Origin of the sequence: Hymenobacter sp. 5516J-16 (assembly GCF_022919335.1) — a bacterium.
Taxonomy (GTDB): domain Bacteria; phylum Bacteroidota; class Bacteroidia; order Cytophagales; family Hymenobacteraceae; genus Hymenobacter; species Hymenobacter sublimis.
The window spans coordinates 1,500,583-1,517,889 of sequence record NZ_CP095058.1; the positions used below are offsets into that span (position 1 = coordinate 1,500,583).

Annotated in this window: 18 protein-coding genes, 2 pseudogenes and 1 riboswitch; of the genes and pseudogenes, 6 read left to right on the top strand and 14 right to left on the bottom strand. The window is 60.1% G+C overall.

All coding sequences use genetic code 11. The features are described 5' to 3' along the window. Nucleotides 1–18: 18 nt before the first annotated feature. From queG to ruvB, 3 genes and pseudogenes are all read right to left on the bottom strand, one after another. A pseudogene (gene queG / locus MUN84_RS07295) lies at nucleotides 19–1,001 on the bottom strand (tRNA epoxyqueuosine(34) reductase QueG). 92 nt (nucleotides 1,002–1,093) lie between these two features. Further along, entirely contained in the window at nucleotides 1,094–1,582 is a 489-nt protein-coding gene (locus MUN84_RS07300; RefSeq protein WP_244697278.1) for a YdeI/OmpD-associated family protein, read from the bottom strand. Between the two features lie 128 nt (nucleotides 1,583–1,710). Then, complete coding sequence (gene ruvB, locus MUN84_RS07305) at nucleotides 1,711–2,760, bottom strand: Holliday junction branch migration DNA helicase RuvB (RefSeq protein WP_188556143.1); 1,050 nt, start codon at nucleotides 2,758–2,760, stop codon at nucleotides 1,711–1,713. A 192-nt stretch (nucleotides 2,761–2,952) separates the two neighbouring features. Here ruvB and MUN84_RS07310 point away from each other — a divergent pair, with 192 nt between their 5' ends. Continuing rightward, on the top strand, nucleotides 2,953–3,912 hold the full coding sequence (locus tag MUN84_RS07310; protein ID WP_244697279.1) for a hypothetical protein: 960 nt from the start codon (nucleotides 2,953–2,955) through the stop codon (nucleotides 3,910–3,912). A 25-nt stretch (nucleotides 3,913–3,937) separates the two neighbouring features. Here the strand turns inward: MUN84_RS07310 and MUN84_RS07315 are convergent, their stop codons facing one another. Beyond that, nucleotides 3,938–4,267, bottom strand: coding sequence for an HIRAN domain-containing protein (locus tag MUN84_RS07315; protein ID WP_244697280.1), 330 nt, complete (start codon nucleotides 4,265–4,267; stop codon nucleotides 3,938–3,940). 504 nt (nucleotides 4,268–4,771) lie between these two features. Between MUN84_RS07315 and MUN84_RS07320 the strand changes: the two genes are divergently transcribed. Continuing rightward, on the top strand, nucleotides 4,772–4,918 hold the full coding sequence (locus MUN84_RS07320) for a DUF4177 domain-containing protein (protein WP_244697281.1): 147 nt from the start codon (nucleotides 4,772–4,774) through the stop codon (nucleotides 4,916–4,918). 111 nt (nucleotides 4,919–5,029) lie between these two features. On the opposite strand, the gene MUN84_RS07325 is transcribed toward MUN84_RS07320, so the two are convergent. The 9 genes from MUN84_RS07325 to pnuC all read right to left on the bottom strand — a co-directional run bounded on the left by MUN84_RS07325 (nucleotide 5,030) and on the right by pnuC (nucleotide 12,341). Next, the gene (locus MUN84_RS07325; protein WP_244697282.1) at nucleotides 5,030–6,262 is read right to left on the bottom strand and encodes an acyl-CoA dehydrogenase family protein; all 1,233 of its coding nucleotides are present in this window, start codon (nucleotides 6,260–6,262) and stop codon (nucleotides 5,030–5,032) included. A gap of 338 nt (nucleotides 6,263–6,600) precedes the next feature. After that, nucleotides 6,601–8,229: a TonB-dependent receptor gene (locus MUN84_RS07330; RefSeq protein WP_244697283.1), complete on the bottom strand. Its 1,629-nt coding sequence runs from the start codon at nucleotides 8,227–8,229 to the stop codon at nucleotides 6,601–6,603. 203 nt (nucleotides 8,230–8,432) lie between these two features. Continuing rightward, nucleotides 8,433–8,729, bottom strand: coding sequence for a TonB-dependent receptor plug domain-containing protein (locus tag MUN84_RS07335; RefSeq protein WP_244697284.1), 297 nt, complete (start codon nucleotides 8,727–8,729; stop codon nucleotides 8,433–8,435). A 9-nt stretch (nucleotides 8,730–8,738) separates the two neighbouring features. Further along, on the bottom strand, nucleotides 8,739–8,879 hold the full coding sequence (locus MUN84_RS07340) for a hypothetical protein (protein WP_244697285.1): 141 nt from the start codon (nucleotides 8,877–8,879) through the stop codon (nucleotides 8,739–8,741). Further along, a complete protein-coding gene (locus MUN84_RS07345) occupies nucleotides 8,849–9,064 on the bottom strand; it encodes a carboxypeptidase-like regulatory domain-containing protein (RefSeq protein ID WP_244697286.1) in 216 nt (71 codons plus the stop codon). The genes MUN84_RS07340 and MUN84_RS07345 overlap by 31 nt, the downstream gene beginning before the upstream one ends. A 60-nt stretch (nucleotides 9,065–9,124) precedes the next feature. Beyond that, nucleotides 9,125–9,225: riboswitch (TPP riboswitch) on the bottom strand. A gap of 537 nt (nucleotides 9,226–9,762) precedes the next feature. Further along, entirely contained in the window at nucleotides 9,763–10,179 is a 417-nt protein-coding gene (locus MUN84_RS07350; protein WP_244697287.1) for a GNAT family N-acetyltransferase, read from the bottom strand. A gap of 7 nt (nucleotides 10,180–10,186) precedes the next feature. After that, nucleotides 10,187–11,062, bottom strand: a complete 876-nt coding sequence (locus MUN84_RS07355; protein ID WP_244697288.1) for an aldose 1-epimerase family protein — start codon at nucleotides 11,060–11,062, stop codon at nucleotides 10,187–10,189. Further along, entirely contained in the window at nucleotides 11,059–11,712 is a 654-nt protein-coding gene (locus MUN84_RS07360; RefSeq protein ID WP_244697289.1) for an AAA family ATPase, read from the bottom strand. The genes MUN84_RS07355 and MUN84_RS07360 overlap by 4 nt, the downstream gene beginning before the upstream one ends. Before the next feature lie 2 nt (nucleotides 11,713–11,714). Then, complete coding sequence (pnuC, locus tag MUN84_RS07365; RefSeq protein WP_244697290.1) at nucleotides 11,715–12,341, bottom strand: nicotinamide riboside transporter PnuC; 627 nt, start codon at nucleotides 12,339–12,341, stop codon at nucleotides 11,715–11,717. A gap of 184 nt (nucleotides 12,342–12,525) precedes the next feature. Here pnuC and MUN84_RS07370 point away from each other — a divergent pair, with 184 nt between their 5' ends. From MUN84_RS07370 to MUN84_RS07385, 4 genes are all read left to right on the top strand, one after another. Next, complete coding sequence (locus tag MUN84_RS07370) at nucleotides 12,526–12,792, top strand: rhodanese-like domain-containing protein (RefSeq protein WP_244697291.1); 267 nt, start codon at nucleotides 12,526–12,528, stop codon at nucleotides 12,790–12,792. A 29-nt stretch (nucleotides 12,793–12,821) separates the two neighbouring features. Then, on the top strand, nucleotides 12,822–14,573 hold the full coding sequence (hrpB, locus tag MUN84_RS07375; protein ID WP_244697292.1) for an ATP-dependent helicase HrpB: 1,752 nt from the start codon (nucleotides 12,822–12,824) through the stop codon (nucleotides 14,571–14,573). Beyond that, a complete protein-coding gene (locus MUN84_RS07380) occupies nucleotides 14,570–15,349 on the top strand; it encodes an ATP-dependent helicase C-terminal domain-containing protein (protein ID WP_244697293.1) in 780 nt (259 codons plus the stop codon). The genes hrpB and MUN84_RS07380 overlap by 4 nt, the downstream gene beginning before the upstream one ends. A gap of 169 nt (nucleotides 15,350–15,518) precedes the next feature. Further along, nucleotides 15,519–16,181, top strand: a complete 663-nt coding sequence (locus MUN84_RS07385; RefSeq protein ID WP_244697294.1) for a hypothetical protein — start codon at nucleotides 15,519–15,521, stop codon at nucleotides 16,179–16,181. A 76-nt stretch (nucleotides 16,182–16,257) separates the two neighbouring features. Here MUN84_RS07385 and MUN84_RS24475 read toward each other — a convergent pair. After that, nucleotides 16,258–17,102 (bottom strand): annotated as a pseudogene (locus MUN84_RS24475) (oxidoreductase). Between the last annotated feature and the right edge of the window lie 205 nt (nucleotides 17,103–17,307).

Sequence of the window (17,307 nt, forward strand, 5' to 3'; positions counted from 1 at the left end):
TAGGGCCTAACTAGCTGCTTACATTTTCGGCTCCGTTGAATTGGCAACAACGGGCGGTAGCGGGGCCGGCTCCTCGCCCAACACAAACCGGATGTTGCGCTGCAGCCCCGCGTAACCCGTGCGTTTTACCGCCGACTGCCGAAACAGTTCCGAAAACAACTCATGGGTGATTTCCTGCCAGTCGCCGGGTGTGAGGTCCTTCAGGCCGGGGTGGGGGTTGAACTGCGGCTCTTGGTGCGGCTTGGCAAAGCGGTTCCAGGGGCACACGTCCTGGCAGATGTCGCAGCCGAACACCCAGTTGCCAAATTTACCCTCTACTTCCCGCGGAATCTGGTCTTTCAGCTCAATGGTAAAGTAGCTGATGCACTTGCTGCCATCTACCACGTAGGGCTCCGTAATGGCCTGAGTAGGGCAGGCATCGAGGCACTTCCGGCAGGAGCCGCAGTAGTCTTTAATGGGGCCATCGTAGGCTAGCTCCACGTCTACAATCAGCTCGGCAATGAAGTAGAACGAGCCCACGCCGGGCGTAATCAGGTTGGAGTTTTTTCCTACCCAGCCCAAGCCGCTCTTCTTAGCCCAGGCCTTGTCCATCACCGGCGCTGAATCAACGAAGCAACGGCCGCCTACCTCTCCTATTTCCTCCTGCATATCCTGCAGCAGGGTTTTAAGCTTGTCTTTGATGACGAAATGGTAGTCGCGGCCGTAGGCGTACTTGCTGACTTTGAGCGTGTCTTCGGGCTGTTGGGCTTCCTCGGGGGGTAGTAATTCAGCAGCAGGGAAATCACCGACTTGGCCCCGTCCACCAGTAGGCGCGGGTCGAGGCGCTTATCGAAGTGGTTGGCCATGTAGGCCATCTGCCCGTTCATGTGGCGGTTTAGCCAGTTTTCCAGGCGCGGCGCCTCCTCCTCCAGAAACTCGGCCTTGGAAATGCCGCAGTACATAAAGCCCAGCTCCGCCGCCCGGCGTTTAATAAAGGCAGTATAGTGGGCGGTGGGTAGCATGAAAAGGGAGGCGACGAATTACAAAGCTACAGCATTCTATCCCGGGTTGCCCCGTTCAGCCAGCGGCGTTATCTGGCTCGTTTGCATTAACACTATGGAGTATCGCGCCCGATAAACCGACCTTTACCCAACAGAAAATCAATTGCTCTGCCTACAGCGCGGGCCCGGCTTTCATCGGTTTTCAAGCGGGTGATGTAGCGGATTATTTCTTGCTGCCGGGAAGGAGTTAGCCGATTGAAAACCTGTTGCGCCTCCCTGACTTTATCCAGTGCTTCAGCTAGCTGCGGGTGCACGGGCAAGGCCCGTTCTCGCGGATCAAATGCAATAGTTACCTGAATAGTTTCGCCAATCCGCTTGGGCGAGTTCTTTAGCATCGACAGATTGATGTACAGCCTCCACGCCCCACTAAATCTTACCAGTGTTTGCTGATACGGCAGCTGATTGACGGTACCTCGCACCGGAATAGGCCCTTTGGCTTTTCCAGCCTGCTCAAAGAGAAAAGCCAGTACCTCAAGGGGCACGTCCACAAAAGGGTTAACACCAATCAACTGAAGCTCAGCTGCAAATTTCCTGGTATTCATCTAGTAATTGCTACTTGTGCTATTCCCACAACTACTGCTGCCCATAAGCGCCTAACTTATCGCGCAAAAAAGCGGCGGAAAACTACCCAACTTGGTGCTTTCCGCCGCTTGGCAAAACGTCCTATAACTTAACTAAACAACTCCCCCGGCGTGCCGGTGTTGCCGCGCAGGTGCTGGGGCATCTGGCGGCCCAGGTGCTGGTAGGCCAGCTCGGTGGCTTCGCGGCCCCGGGAGGTACGCTTGATGAAGCCTTCTTGAATGAGGAAGGGCTCGTACACTTCCTCAATGGTTTCGGCTTCGTCGCCGCAGGCAGTGGCAATGGTGCCTAGGCCAACGGGGCCACCCTTGAATTTGTCAATGATGGTGCTCAAGATGCGGATGTCCATTTCGTCGAGGCCGTTCTGGTCTACGTCGAGGGCGTTGAGGGCAAACTGAGCAATTTCGCGGGTGATAGTGCCGGTGCCTTTAATCTGGGCGAAGTCGCGGGTGCGGCGCAGCAGGTTATTGGCAATCCGGGGCGTACCGCGGGAGCGACGAGCAATTTCGAAGGCTGCATCCTCATAAATAGGCGTGCCCAGAATTTCGGCCGAGCGTTGCACAATCGTGGTCAGCAAGGCTGAATCGTAGTACTCTAGGCGGGCGCTGATGCCGAAACGGGCCCGCAACGGCGAGGTCAGCATACCCGAGCGGGTAGTGGCACCAATCAGCGTAAACGGCGACAAAGAAATCTGCACCGAACGCGCATTCGGACCCGAATCGAGCATGATGTCGATGCGGTAATCCTCCATGGCCGAGTACAGGTATTCCTCTACTACCGGGTTCAGGCGGTGAATCTCATCAATGAAGAGCACGTCGTTCGGCTCCAGGTTCGTGAGCAGGCCAGCCAGGTCGGAAGGCTTGTCCAGCACCGGGCCGCTCGTCATCTTGATGCCCGATTCCAGCTCGTTGGCAATGATGTGCGAAAGAGTAGTTTTACCTAGGCCGGGCGGGCCGTGCAGCAGTACGTGGTCGAGGGCCTCGCCGCGGTGCTTGGCGGCAGCCACGAATACTTTTAGGTTTTCGACTACCTTGCCCTGGCCGGTGAAATCATCGAAGGAAAGGGGCCGCAGGGCCTTGTCGATGTCCTTTTCAGTGGCATCCATGTGGTCGTTGCCACCAGTCATATACGGTTCGCGCATAAGCGTACAATGTAGTTCAGCGTGTGGAAAGGTAACAGTTGGCGAGTTGGGTTGGTGCCTTTTTTAGCAAAAAATATCCACGTATTCCTATTTAACTAATCAGGTTAGTAAAATCTTGTTACCGGATTTGCTCGTACCCCTTTTCAGGTTCTCCCTGACCCGTATCTTGCCGCTTCACCCGCTCTGCTTCTCATGTCCGCTGCTTCCTGGCTTGATGCCCTTCCCACTGACTTTTACGACCAGCTGGCTCACTGCCTAAGCCTGCACGGCATGGCAGCGGCGGAGCTGCTCAGCCAGCCGGAAACGCAACGCTTAACCGCGCTTACTACCCTCGATGGCCGAAAAGTACAGGAGCTGAACCAGATTCAGAACCACCAGGAGCTACTAGCCAGCCTGCAGGCGGAACCCCTAGACCTATACCACCTGCTCCTGCTGGGCCGGCTGACGCTGGAAACGTCCTTGGCTACGCCCGTGCTGGCCTACGTGCGGGAGCAAATGCAGATAGATGAACCCCAGTTGGAATACCTGAAAACCTACTGCCTGGAGCTGAGCGCCGCCTTTCTGAACACGCTGGAAGAACACGTAGCAGCACCCGCCGGCACGGCCTCGTTGGGCCTGCACCGGCTTCAGATTGAGGAGGCTTTTACCAAGCTGCTGACAACCCAGCCCTCCCCTACCCCGCCGGCAGCCAATCTGCGCCTATCGGAGCCCCAACTGCAGATGTTGCGGCTGGCCTTGCTGCTCGTGCACAGCCTGCCCGCCACCGCCGACCATCCGTTTCTGCGAGCCGTAGGGGAGCTTCCCCACCTGCAACCACCCGCCCTGGAGCCGCTGATTGAACACCTGAGCCGCGTGCGGGCGCGGGAACAGCTTACCCTCACCATGCCGGAGCTAGTGCAGCTCTACCAGGGTATGCAGGTGTGCGGGATGATTTTCGTGTCGGATGTAATGAGCCGGCTGGGGCTGGAAGACGCCTTTCCCACGCTTTCTGAAGCCGAGGCAGCCACCGTGGAGGCCGAGCCCGTCAGCAACCGGCAGGCCGTGGGCGAAATGGTCAGCGGCTTCACGCTGTGGGTGCAGCAAACCTTCCCCGAATCGTCAGAAATTCAGCAGGCCCGCCAGGAAATTTTGGCCCTCGCCGATACGCTGTAAAATAGTGATTGGACGAGGTGGTGAACTAGTTTACCAGCAGCACTTCAATTTCCAGGTGCAGCCAGTCTTCTTCCCAGGCTTTGTGAGTTAGGCGGGCGCTGAGGGGGTAGCCGGCATCCAGCAGGCGGGCCACTGTTTCGTTGCGCCCCTCGGGCAGGTAGCCCAGCCAAAAGGCGTCGATGCCGGTGGTTAGCACGCGCACGGCCCAATCATCATACACACTATCGGCCTCGCGCGCCAGGGCCAGTTGCTGCCCCGGCTGCAGGCGCGGCTCAAAAGCCCGCAGACCGTCGCGGTGGGTAGTACCGGCCACAAGGCATTCAAGAAGTACCAGCGGTTGAGAAGCAGTTGACATGGGTAGTAAGTGGAGTGTAGCGGCGTAAACATACACTCTGGAACGGGTTTAGGCCAGCCCAACCAGAACTTACCTGACTTACAATACGGCCTCCTGAGCTTTTAACGACCCACCCGAAGCACTCCTCACCGGATGGCTGAGGCCGGTGGCAGAAATCTACCAGGCCTAGACTAATAGTCACTGCTGCACTTTGGCTGACAAGTCTGTACTTTACGGCTCAGCAGTTCCCCTTTCTTATTCTTCTACATTTTTTACCTCTGATGAAAACTCGTGTACTTCTAGCGGCCCTTGTTCTTAGCACCTGTTCCTTAGGTTCTGCCCTTGCGGTGGCGCCACTCGTGCCTGCCTCCTCTCAGGTTGCCCCGGCGGATATATGATGATTATTTCGCGGGTTTCGTTGGGGTTTAATGCCCAGGCTAGCATCGTCACTATTTCCCCGAGGGCAAAGAGCAAGTCAGAGAAATCGACTTCAGCCGTTTCAGCGCCAAGCAAATGGCCAGCAACATGACGGAAGTTCACAAAGCCGCTATGGCCGCGGTAAACCAGTATACTGCTGACGGCTGGCGGTTGGTAAGCGTGGCTCCCAGCGACGTGGCAAGCGGCGGCAACACCGTCTTCAGCCAAACGATTTACTATCTGGAAAAAAAGTAGCCCGTTGGGTGGCTGCTGCTTCGTAGCAGTTGCAGCAACATACCATTGAAAAGAACAGCGCCGCCCTCTGTTGCAGAGGGCGGCGCTGTTCTTTTTAAGTCAATCGTAGTATTACTTGAACGCCTGTATGCCGGTGATGTCGGCGCCGGTGATGAGCAGGTGGATGTCGTGGGTGCCTTCGTAGGTTACTACTGATTCTAGGTTCATCATGTGGCGCATGATGGGGTACTCGCCCGTAATGCCCATGCCGCCGTGGATCTGGCGGGCTTCGCGGGCGATTTCCAGGGCAATTTCTACGGAGTTACGCTTGGCCATGGAAATCTGCGCCGAGGTAGCTTTGCCTTCATTCTTGAGCATGCCTAGGCGCCACACCATCAGTTGAGCCTTCGTGATTTCAGTAATCATTTCGGCCAGCTTGCGCTGCTGGAGCTGGAAGGAAGCAATGGGCTTACCAAACTGCTCGCGCTGCAGGGAATACTTCAGGGCCGACTCGTAGCAGTCAATAGCCGCCCCTAAAGCGCCCCAGGCAATGCCGTAGCGGGCTGAGTCGAGGCAGCTGAGCGGACCTTTGAGGCCGTCGATGTTGGGTAGAATATTCTCCTTGGGAATTTTTACGTCCTCGAACACCAGTTCGCCGGTGATGCTGGCGCGCAAGCTCCACTTGTTGTGGATTTCGGGGGTAGAAAAGCCTTCCATGCCCCGCTCCACGATAACGCCCCGGATGCGGCCGTTATCGTCTTTGGCCCACACCACGGCTACCTGAGACTCGGGCGAGTTGGAAATCCAAAGCTTGGCGCCGTTGAGCAGGTAGTAATCCCCCATGTCCTTGATGGTGGTGGTCATGCCGCCGGGGTTGGAGCCGTGGTCGGGCTCGGTGAGGCCGAAGCAGCCCAGCCACTCGCCCGAGGCCAGCTTGGGCAGGAACTTGCGGCGCTGTTCTTCCGAGCCGTACTGGTAAATCGGGAACATCACCAGGGAACCCTGCACCGAGGCCGTGGAGCGCATGCCGGAATCGCCGCGCTCGATTTCCTGCATAATCAGGCCGTAGCTGATGTAGTCCAGCCCGCCCCCGCCGTATTCCGTGGGAATGGTGGGCCCAAAAGCTCCTACCTCCCCAAACTTGCGCACGATTTCCGAGGGGAAGTGCGCCTGCTGGGCCCACTGCTCCACGTTGGGCGAAATTTCCTTTTTCACAAAGTCGCGGATGCTCTGGCGGATGAGCTTGTGCTCCTCCGTCAGCAGCCCGTCGATGTCATAGTAATCCGTGAAACCTGCGGCGTTAAGCGAGCCTTTGTTGCGCTGCACCTGGGCCTTGGTCGAGAGAACGTCAGCTTGGGAAGACATAGTAGAAAGGGGGTGGGTTTACTGCCAAAGATACGTATTTCGCTACGGACCGCCGGGCAGTTTCTGGGAAGGCTGAAAAACGAAAAACCCTGACCAGATAGGGGACTGGTCAGGGTTTTGGGGTACCGGGAGGCGAGGTTGGGAATGCCAAAGACCCACCCCAACTCAGGCACCGAAAAACGACCAGGAGGCAGATTCCTGATCGGGAAATTTACTACTCGGCCTCGTGCAAAGCCTGTGCCGAAAGTATGAAAATTGATCTGTATAACAGCGCTTTCCACCCAGCTTTTACCAGCTATTTAAGCGCCTTACTGTTCAGGTTGGCTAGAACTTTAACCCTACCGAGGCCAGGAAGTTACGGGTAGCCTGGGGGAAGTACCAGTTGAAGGTCTGTTGCTGGCCATCGGGCCGGGGTAGCCATAGGTGTAGCCGTTGGCCACGTAGCAGCGGTTGAGCACATTGTTGAGCAACAAGCCCAGCTCGATTTCCTTCATGAACTGCGGCCGAACGGTGTAGCGGGCCCGAAAATCCAGCACTTGGTAGGGCTTGATGCGCCGGTCTTCGCTGGTGGAGTTATCGAGGTACTGGCGGCTCACGGTTTTGTAGAGCAGGGCCAGGCGCAGCCCCCGCACTGGCTGCCCCTCCAGGGTGTGCGCCGACACTACGGAGGGCGAGTAGGAAATGGTAGTGCTGCGCCCTTCGGCGGCCGTCACGGGGTTGTAGTTGGCATCGTAGGTTACCTCCCGAAAATTCTGGATGCGGTTGCGGCTGAGCGTGAGGGTGCTGCTCAGGCTGAGCTTGTCGTTGGCGGAGGCAAAGCCGGTCAGTTCCACGCCGGTGCGGTAACTGCGCGGGGCATTGGTGCGCAGAGCCGTGCCCACATCGTTGAGCTGGCCGGTGGCAACCAGCTGGTCGCGGTACTTCATGTAGAAGTAGTTGGCCTCAAAGCGCAGGGCCGTGACCGGACCAAATAAGGAGGTAGCCGGCAACGTGAGCCGGTAGCCCCCTTCGACATCCTGCAGGTACTCGGCCTTGGCGCTTTGGTCGCCGGCCGGGCGGTCCGTAAAGTCGGAGCGGACGGGCTCGCGCTGGCCCACGGCGTAGCTAGCGTAGAGCTGCTGCCCCGCAGCCAGGGTAACTGTGGCACCCAATTTAGGGTTGAAGAACAGGTACTTGGCGCGGGTAGTCACGTCGTTCTGGTCGTCCTCTACCCCATCAATAGTATACCGGATGCGCCGCACCTGCAGGTCGCCGTACACGCCCAGGATGGGTAGCACCTGCCAGGTAGCGCGGGCGTAGGCGTTGTAGTCCGTTTTAACGGCGTCGTTGAAGTAGTAGCGCTGGCGAATGCTGCCGTTGGAGGCGTACTGCGCCCAGATAACTTCGCCGTAATGGTCGTTGGTGAAACGGTTCCAGGCCCCGCCCAGGGTAGCCTGCAGCTTGCCTTCGCGGGGCTGATAGTTCAGGGCGAAGGTGCCGCCGTAGAAGTAGTTATCCAGCCACTTGCGGTCCACTAGGTTGCTGCGTTTGATGGTGGTATCGCCCAGCACCACGTTTTGCAGGCCATAGTCGACTAGCTTGCGGTTGGCGCGGTAGCTTTCGTAGTAGCCGAAGCCCCGCGTTAGGTGCAGGGCCGCGCCCAGGTTCCAGTCTTCACCCAAGCCCTGGGAAAGATGGAGCTGGTAGTGGTTCTGCTGGTAATTATCGGTCTGGTTGTCGTAGGTGTAGTAGCTGTAGCGGCGGCCTTCACGCAGGACTCGCTCCGCGTCGGCGGTGCTCAGTTCCCCGTTATCAATGTACTGCTGCAGCAGGGCCCGGTCGCCGGTAATGGCGGGCTCGGGCACGCCGTTCCAGGCCTGGTAAGTTTTCTCGCGGCCCGAGAAAGTAATGAACTTGAGCAACGTGCTTTTGCCCTGGTAGCCGGCCGAGAGGTAGTACGACTTCATGTCGGAGGCGCCGCGCTTCACGTAGCCATCAGAGGCTATGCGCGAGAGGCGGCCATCGACGGTGAAATGCCCGCCGAGCAGGCCCGTACCGAACGATACGTTGTTGCGCCAGGTGTTAAAGGAGCCAAACGTGTTCTGGGTTTCGGCGTAGGCTTCGCGGCGGTTATCGAGGGTAGAGATGTTGAGGCTGGCCCCGAAAGCTGCCCCGCCATTCTGGCTGGTACCTACCCCCGCTGCACCTGAATGCTACTGATAGATGAAGCCAGATCCGGCAGGTTCACTAAAAACGAGCCATGCGACTCGGCATCGTTCAGGGGCACGCCGTTGATGGTCATGTTGATGCCCGTGTTGCTGGTGCCCCGGATGCGAATGTCGGTGTAGCCTACCCCGCCCCGGCGTCGGAAGTCACGACCACCGAGGGGTCTGGTCCAGTAGGTAAGGTAAATCCTGCCCGAAATTGCGTTTCTGCAGGTCCTGGCGGCCCAAGTTGGTGTAGGCGGTGGCGGTACGGTCGTTGGCACGGGAGGCCGTTACGAGGGCCTCACCAATGGCCACGCCCCCGGTTGCAGGGCCGGCGCCAAGCGCTGTTCCGCTGCTTGCCCCTGCAGGTTTTGCACTAGGGCCTCGTAGCCCAGGTAGGTTACGCGCAGCTCGTGGAGGCCGGCGGGCACAGTGGGCAGGGTGAAAGTGCCGGCCGCAGTGGTAGCGGCGCTGGGGTGCCATCCAGCAGGATGGTAGCGCCGGGCAGGGGCGTGCCGGTGCGCGCATCTGTAACGGTGCCGGACACGGGGCCTTGCGCCCATGCCGTACCGGATAGCGCCAGCAGCGCTGCTCCGGTGAGTAAAGAATTTTTCAACGGTGAAAAATGGAAAAAATGGAACGGACCCGGTGCCAGGGGTCGGCACCTCAGGTTTTTCGTTCGCGGATCGTTTGTTCCCTTCGCCGGCATTACCCGGGCAGGTTCAATGGGTATGATCTCAGCCGCGCGCTACTAGCGTGGCACCCCTAAAACTTCTGGGCCAAAGGTACACCGGAAGTTTTGAGTTTTGCGCTACGCCCAGACAATCTAGTTATAAATCAAGAGCCAAACAGTACTTTATCTCTTGACAATCAAGTAAATTAGATGGTAGCATGCTAGGCCTCACAAAATGATGGCTTGGGAAAACAACCCGCCCCGCACCTCCGTTTCTGTTGTAGCTGCTGCCGTTTTCGTGAGTCCCGTTGTTGAACTTTTGCTCTCTCCGCCATGACCATCACCAGCCTCCTTTACCTGCTCGTGGTACTTGTGTTCACCGGGCTTTTGTTGGTACTACCCCGCCGCCGCACCCGGCACCCCCGGCCCCGACAATGACGATGACGGTGGCGAACCGCTCGACGACGGACTACCTGATTTCGACCTGCCTCCCGGCATTTCCCGTCCTATCAATGACTGGGAGCCAGACTACAACCGCCCCGGGTACCCCTGGAATTCTAGCTTGCCGCTCACAAAACAGCCGGGCCCCGTGACACTATCTGGTCACGGGGCCCGGCTGTTAGTGTATGGTTATCGAGCGGCTACAGGCTCTTGGCCATACGCACGTACGGAATGGTGCCGCGGTAGAAACGGTTGCCTTCGGGTTCTAGGCCAAAGGCCCGATAAAAGTTCTCGTTCACGGCGCGGGCGTCGCACCAGATGCGCTGAGCCCCTTTCTCGCGGGCTTCATCTAGCACGCGGCGCAGCAGCTGGGAGCCAATGCCCTGGCCCTGGCAGTCGGGGCGGGTAGCGAATTTGCGGAAGCGGGCCACGTTGCCGTCAATGAACAGGGAAATGACGGAAACCAGCTTGCCGTTGCGGAAGGCCCCGTAGTGGTGGCCCTGCTCGTCCTGGTTCAGCTTTACGTAGTCGATGGACTCTTGGGGCCACAGCACGGTGTGGCGAAGCGGGTAGGTATCGGCCGCCTGAATGGGGCGGATGGTAATCTCGGAGGTCATGCTTAGGTTACTCAACGGTGATGCTGTAGGAGGTTGAAAACTGCTGGCCGGGCCGCAAAGTCAGGATGCCTTCTTTATCGGCCAGCTCCGGGGAGCCGGTGGTGGAGCTGGCAATGCCCTGCCAGGGCTCGATGCACACGAAGGGTGCCCCGGGACCTTTGGTCCAGAGACCGAGGTAGGGAAACCCTTCGAAGCGGACCCGCACGGCGCGACCGGAGCGGCGGCTGCGCAGGGTAAGGTGAGAAAAGTCGAAGTGCTTGAGCACCAGCGCATCCTGGGCGAATAGCTCGTAACTGAGCGGCAGCACTTGCTGGTGTTGCAACAGGGGCTCACTCTGTCCCGTTAGCAGGCCCCCATCCAGAAGGTAGCGCTCGGCGGTGGTTGGCTGGTCGAACACGAAGTCGTAGTCCTCGAAGCTTTCTCCCTCTACTAGCGGGCACCGGAAGGCTGGGTGGGCCCCTATACTAAAGAGCATTTCCTCGTGACTGGGGTTTTCGACTTCCCAGCCCACGGTCAGTTGGGAGCCAGCCAGCCGGTAGGTAATGCGCAGCACAAAATCGAAGGGAAAGCGCGTTTTGCTTTCCTCGGTAGCGTGCAGCTCAAAGGCAACGGCCGTACCCGAGTGCTGCTGCACCCGAAACTCCTGGTCGCGGGCGAAACCGTGCTGACTGAGGCTGTAGCGGCTTCCCTGGTGGGTGTACTCGTCCTGGGGTAGGCGCCCGACGATGGGGAAAAGCACCGGGGCGTGGCGGTTCCAGAAGGCTGGGTCAGCCGGCCAGATATACTCCAGATTCGCCAGATCTTTCCGAACAAAGCTGCTGAGCTCGGCGCCGTGGGCGTTGAGGCCCACACGGCACTGCTCGTTTTCAAGGTAATACGTCATGCAAATACGAATCGCGGGATACCGGAGAGGGAACGAGGTAGCACAACGAAATTTTCAGAGAAAGGGTATCGTTTCGTCGGGGGCGGGCCGGCCAGGTAGGCCGAGTCGGCCGCCGCCGGCCGGCGGTGGGCCAGCAGCGCATCGACGTGAAAACAGGCCGCTTCCAACCGCTGACTGGGCGTACCGCTGATTTCGGCAAAGTTCGAAAATTGCTCGCGGAGTTCCCGCTGGTAGAGGTCGTAGAAGTACTGGCGGTGGTTGGGGTGCTCCCGCAACGGGTCCGGCTCCCAGGGCAAATCCACGCCTAGCAGCAACACCAAGCCGTACTGCTGCACTTGCACCTGCCGCTGAATCCAATCGGGGCAATGCCCAAAGGCGTGCTCTGACCAGATTTTTATCACCAGCAAATCGGTGTCACAAAAGATAATGGGCTGGCCTAAGCGGGCGGCGGCAGCGGCGGCAGCGGCCTCCGCTGCCAACTGGCCGCGGGCTATTTCCTCCAGGTCGGTCAGGGTGTAGTTCGGCCCGCGCTCTTCTAGGTAGTGGCGGGCATACTCCGGGACCCATACCGTGTGGTAGTGTTCAGCCAGCAGGCGGCTCAGGGTAGTTTTTCCCGTCGATTCGGGGCCGGTCAGCGCAACTCGCAGCATGATCAGGCGGCTTGAAGTTCGGCAGCCTGCTGGCGCTGGTAGGCGCGGTGCCATTGCAGGTAGCCGTACACAGCCAGCCCCAAGTACAGCGCATACAGGGCGCTAGTGGGATAAAGCTGTTTAGACCACAGAATGGGCACGTAGATAATATCCACTACTACCCACAACCACCAGTTTTCAAGCCGCTTACGCATCAGTAAAAATTGCGCGGCCAGGCTGCCGGCAGTAGTCAGACTGTCCCAATACGGCACGGAGTCCTTGGTGTAGTGGGCCAGGTAGTAGCCAAAGCCCGCGGTGAATGCCGGGATGAACACGGCGCACAGCAGCCACTCGGGCCGGGTAGTGCGCGAGACGTGCAGCTCGGTCCGGCTACGGCCCCCGTACAGCCACTCGTACCACCCGTATACGCTCAGCCCAATGAACATAATCTGCAGCAGACTGTCGGCGTACAGGTCCTGGCGGTAGTAGACTACGATGTAGAGCGCGCAGCTGAAGATGGCAACGGGGAAATTCCAGATAACCTCCCGGGCCGCCAGCCATACACACGCGAAGCCCGTAAGCACGGCAACCCATTCCAGCGGACTACCGCCGGCAGCGGCGGTCCAGAACTCATATAAGGGCTCCAACACAGAAAGACAACGGAAAGAAGGGGTTATGGCCGCGCCGGGTAGCCGCCCGACGGAAACGGCCAAAGCTAACGAGCATTAGGGTAATTTTGTGGCTTGTCAGGCATTTTCTCTCCTTACGACCGGTTGTTATGCTGCCCGAAATTACCCCGAAGACCTACAAGCCCGCCTCCAGGGCGGCCAGGATGTGCAGCTGATTGATGTGCGCCAGCCGGAAGAGTTTACGTATTGCCGCATTGAGGGCAGCGTATTAATTCCGCTGGGCGAGCTGGCCAGCCGGGCCGAGGAAATTGACCCCGACCGGCCCACCGTGCTGATTTGCCACCACGGCGTGCGCTCCATGCAGGCCCTAGCCTACCTGCAACACCGCCACGAGCTTACCAACCTACTGAACCTGCGTGGCGGCATTCACGCCTGGAGCCAGCGGGTAGACCCCACGGTGGCCGTGTACTAATCATCCGAAGCCAATAGCAACCGCCCACCGTGCACTTCCCCACCCTTCCCATTCTGGATGCCCTGCCTGAGCTGCTTCGCACGCTTGACAGCTCCAGCGTAGCCGTATTGCAGGCCCCGCCCGGAGCCGGCAAAACCACCCTGGTGCCCCTGGCTTTACTAGAAGCCGCGTGGCGCGAAGACGGCCGCATCCTGGTGCTAGAACCGCGGCGGCTGGCGGCGCGGGCGGCCGCTACCCGCATGGCGCAGCTATTGGGCGAGCCGGTGGGCCAAACCGTGGGCTACCGCATGCGGTTGGAAAGCAAAGTATCGGCCCGGACGCGAATTGAGGTAGTAACGGAAGTGATTCTGACCCGCCAGCTCCAGGACGACCCAGCCCTGGAAGGCGTAGCCGCCGTGCTGTTTGATGAGTTTCACGAACGCAGCCTGCAGGCTGACTTAGGCCTAGCCCTGGCCCTGGACGCCCAAAGCGTGCTGCGCCCAGACCTGCGGATTCTGGTGATGTCGGCTACGCTGGACGCCGACCGGCTAGGTGCTTGGCTAGGCGCCCCGGTAGTGCGCAGTTTGGGCCGCATGTTTCCCGTTGACACCCACTACCTGAGTCCGCAACGCGCGGCTACCGTGTCGCGCCGGCCCCACGAGAAGCTCCAGGACCTAACGCCGGCCATCATCCGGGAAGCCTTGCAGCAACACGCTACCGGCGACGTGCTCGTGTTTCTGCCCGGCCTAGCTGACCAGCGCCGGGTAGCCGACAAGCTGGCTTCCTTACCCGAGCACATAGACGTGCACATGCTGCACGGCGAGCTGCCCGCTGAGCAGCAGGACGCCGCCCTGCGCCCGGCCCCGGCTGGTCGGCGCAAAGTAGTGCTGGCCACCAGCATTGCCGAAACCAGTCTGACCATAGAAGGCGTTACGATTGTAGTGGATGGGGGCTACGCCCGGGTGCCCCGCTTCGAGCCGCGCACCGGCCTCACTACCCTCGGCACCGAGCCCGTAAGCCAAGCCGCCGCCGACCAGCGCCGGGGGCGAGCCGGCCGCTTGGGTCCGGGCACCTGCTACCGCCTCTGGACCGAAGCTGAGTACCGGGAACTACCCCACCACTTGGCCCCCGAAATCCTCACCGCCGACCTCAGCCCCCTCGCTTTGGAACTGGCGCTTTGGGGTGCCCGCGACGCTACGGCCCTGCGGTGGCTGGATGCGCCGCCCGCCCCGGCTTTAGCCCAGGCCCGCGACCTGCTAACACGGTTGCAAGCTTTAACGGCTGAGGGTTACCCAACAGCCCACGGGCGCGCGCTGGCGGGCCTAGGCCTAGCTCCGCGTTTGGCTCACTTGGTGGTACGGGGGCAAGAAGTCGGGCACGGAGCTACGGCTTGCGCCCTGGCTGCTTTGCTGACGGAGCGCGACATTCTGCGCCCCGCCGACGGCACGTTTGGTCCGCCTGATTTACGCCTGCGCCTCGAAGCGTTGGCAACGGGCCGGGCTCCACTTCCGGGCTTGGTGCCAGATGCGGCGGCCGTGCGGCGGGTGCGGGAAGCAGCGGCCGTACTGCGCCACCGCGCGGGAGCCAAAGGTGAAATTCAGCCGGATGCAGCCGGGCTGCTGGCAGCCTTCGCCTACCCCGACCGCCTCGCCCAACGCGAAACGCCCGAGCGGGTGCGCCTACTCAGTGGGCAGCGGGCTACGTTACCGGCTGAGTTTTTCGGGCAGCAGGACGTGTTTTTTGCCGTGGCGGCCCTTGACGGGGTTGCTGCCCAGCCCCGGGCCAGCCTAGCTGCCCCTTGAGCAAAGCCGAGCTGGAACAGTATTTCGAGCCGCAGATAGACACGCGCGAGGAAGTACGCTGGGACGAAGCAGCGGGCCGCGTCACGGCGCGGCGGCTGCGGCGGCTGGGAGCCCTAGTGCTAGCCGATACGACCCTTCCCAACCCCGCGCCCGAGTTGCTTACGGCCGCTCTGCTAGGTGCCATTCGGGAAGGCGGGGTGGCGCGCCTGCCCTGGAGCGAAGCCGCCGCTCAGCTGCGGGAACGGCTGGCTTTTCTGCACCATATCTTTCCCGAAAACTGGCCCGACGTTTCGGATGCCGCGCTGCTGGAAAGCCTGGAAGAGTGGCTGGGGCCTTACCTGACGGGGGTAAAAAGCTGGGCGGAGTTAGGCCGCGTTGACTTCGGGGAGGCCCTGCTGGGTTTGCTACCCGGCGGCTGGGGCCAGCGTCAGGAGCTGGAACGGCTGGCTCCCGCCCACCTGGAAGTACCCACCGGTTCCCGCATCCGCCTAGACTATGCCGACCCCGCCGCGCCGGTACTGGCGGTGCGCTTGCAGGAGGTATTCGGGCTGCTGGACACGCCTACGGTGGCGGGCGGGCGCGTACCTCTCACCTTGCACCTGCTTTCTCCCGGCTACCGCCCCGCCCAGGTCACGCGCGATTTGCGCAGCTTCTGGACCAGCAGCTACTTCGAGGTGCGCAAGGAACTGCGCGGCCGCTACCCTAAGCACTACTGGCCTGAAAATCCCTTGGAAGCCCAGGCCATTCGGGGCACGAAAAAGCAGAACGGGCTGTAGGCCGGACGTTTCGTTGCGCCTAAATAAGGGGCTGGAATCGAGAGTAAAGCACCAGCTGCTACGCCCTGTTTATCGGGGAGGCGGTTAAGGGGTGCGGCGCCCTGAGTTGTCTTGTGGGCACTGGCCTTCGTGGCCGGTTCTTTCGTAGCCACCCCTTCTTTTTTATAGCATGCAGAAAAAAGTTACCCTAGCCGCCTTGAGTGCTTGGGCCTGTTTGTCGGCGCACGTGGGCGCGGCGCAGGACACCACCAACTGGCGAGTATACGTGGAGGCCGGACCCAAAATCACCCAGTTCCGCACCATGTCGTACTCCGGCAGCGAGGATGCCCAACCCGAGATGCGGGACACGTACTCCGGCTTCGTTGATGTGAAAGCCTTTAAGCCGCTTTCCAACCGCGTGGTGCTGTCCGGCACTGTGGGCGTGGATATGCAGCTGCTGAACTTTCGCACTGGGTACCAGGAAAGCTTCCCGGCTCCCGGCATCACCAGCTACTCCCGGGAACACATCAGCCGCCTGCTCACCCGGGCCCGCCTCGATTGGGGCATCCATTACCAGTTTAATTTAGGTGAATCGGGTCATCTGCTGCCGGGTGTTTCCTTCGGCCAAATGATTAACCTCAGCAAAAACGGCTACAGCTACAGCTTTATCCAACCCGGCCTGTACTTCACCAACGACCGGCTCCTACTGTCTTTCACCGCTTCCGACACGCCCTACAACGTGCTGGTTCCGGAAGCCTCCAAGTTCGAGAGCACCTACCGGGGTAGGGCCATCAGCAGCGAATCGGAATTCCGGGTGCGGGAGTTGCAGTTTAGCGTCGGGGCGAAATTTTAGCTCCTCCCCTCTTCTACTTAAAAGGCCGGCTACCCTGGGGTAGTCGGCCTTTTGTTTTACTGCGTTGTTCACGGGGCTATTCCCCAGCCGGGTAGTCGGCGGAGTCGCCGAGGTCGGCAACTTGCTCCAGCTCTTTCACTAGGGTGGTAAACTTGTCGCGGGCACCTTTCACGGCGGCTTTGCCCAGAGGCAGATGCAAGGGCGGGTTTTCCTGGCGCACGAGGTCGAACATGATGCGGGCGGCGCGCTGGGGGTCGCCGGGCTGGCGGCCGCTGTAGCTCTGGATGCCCTTCAGATTCTCGCCCACGGTGGCGCGGTAGTCCTCAATGGCCGTGTCAACGAAGGAGGCGGAGCGACCGGCCCAGTCGGTGCGGAAGCCGCTGGGCTCAATGTTGGTTACCTTAATACCCAGCGGGCCTACCTGCTGGGCCAGGCTTTCGCCCAGCGCCTCCAGGGCAAACTTGCTGGCGTTGTACACGCCTACCCCGGGAAGGTCTTCAAGCCGCCAATGCTGGTGATGTTAAGAATGTGGCCGCTTTTCCACTCGCGCAGGTGGGGCAACACCGCCCGCAGCACCCGCAGGGGCCCGAATACATTGACCTCAAACTGGCGCTGCACCTCGGCATCGTCAATTTCCTCGATGCTGCCCAAGGAGCCGTAACCCGCGTTGTTCACTACCACATCAAGCTGGCCGAAGTGCTGAATGGCAGCCTGCACGGCCTGCTGCACCTGTTGCTCATTTACCACGTCGCAGATAAAGCCGCGGCCGTTTGCGCCAGCCTTTTTGGTGAATTCATCGGCCTGGGCCTGCTGGCGGAAGGTAGCGGCTACGTTGTCGCCTTGGCTGAGGCAGTAATCGGCCAGTTCTTTGCCGAAACCGGTGCTGACGCCGGTAATAAACCAGGTTTTGGTGGTTGCCATGGATAGGGAGGAATGGTGAAGGATGCTGGCCCCGAAACAGGCCAGCTAGCTGGTGTAACCCTGAAAGTGGCCGTGGGGTTTTGCCGAATGGCCCCTGTTCCGGCGCCCGGCCCGAAACGGATCGTAACAGAACGGCAACACGAAAAGAGCAGGTAAAAACCGGAAACTCAATTATTCGCCGTAATTTTACCTGGCAATAAGCGGA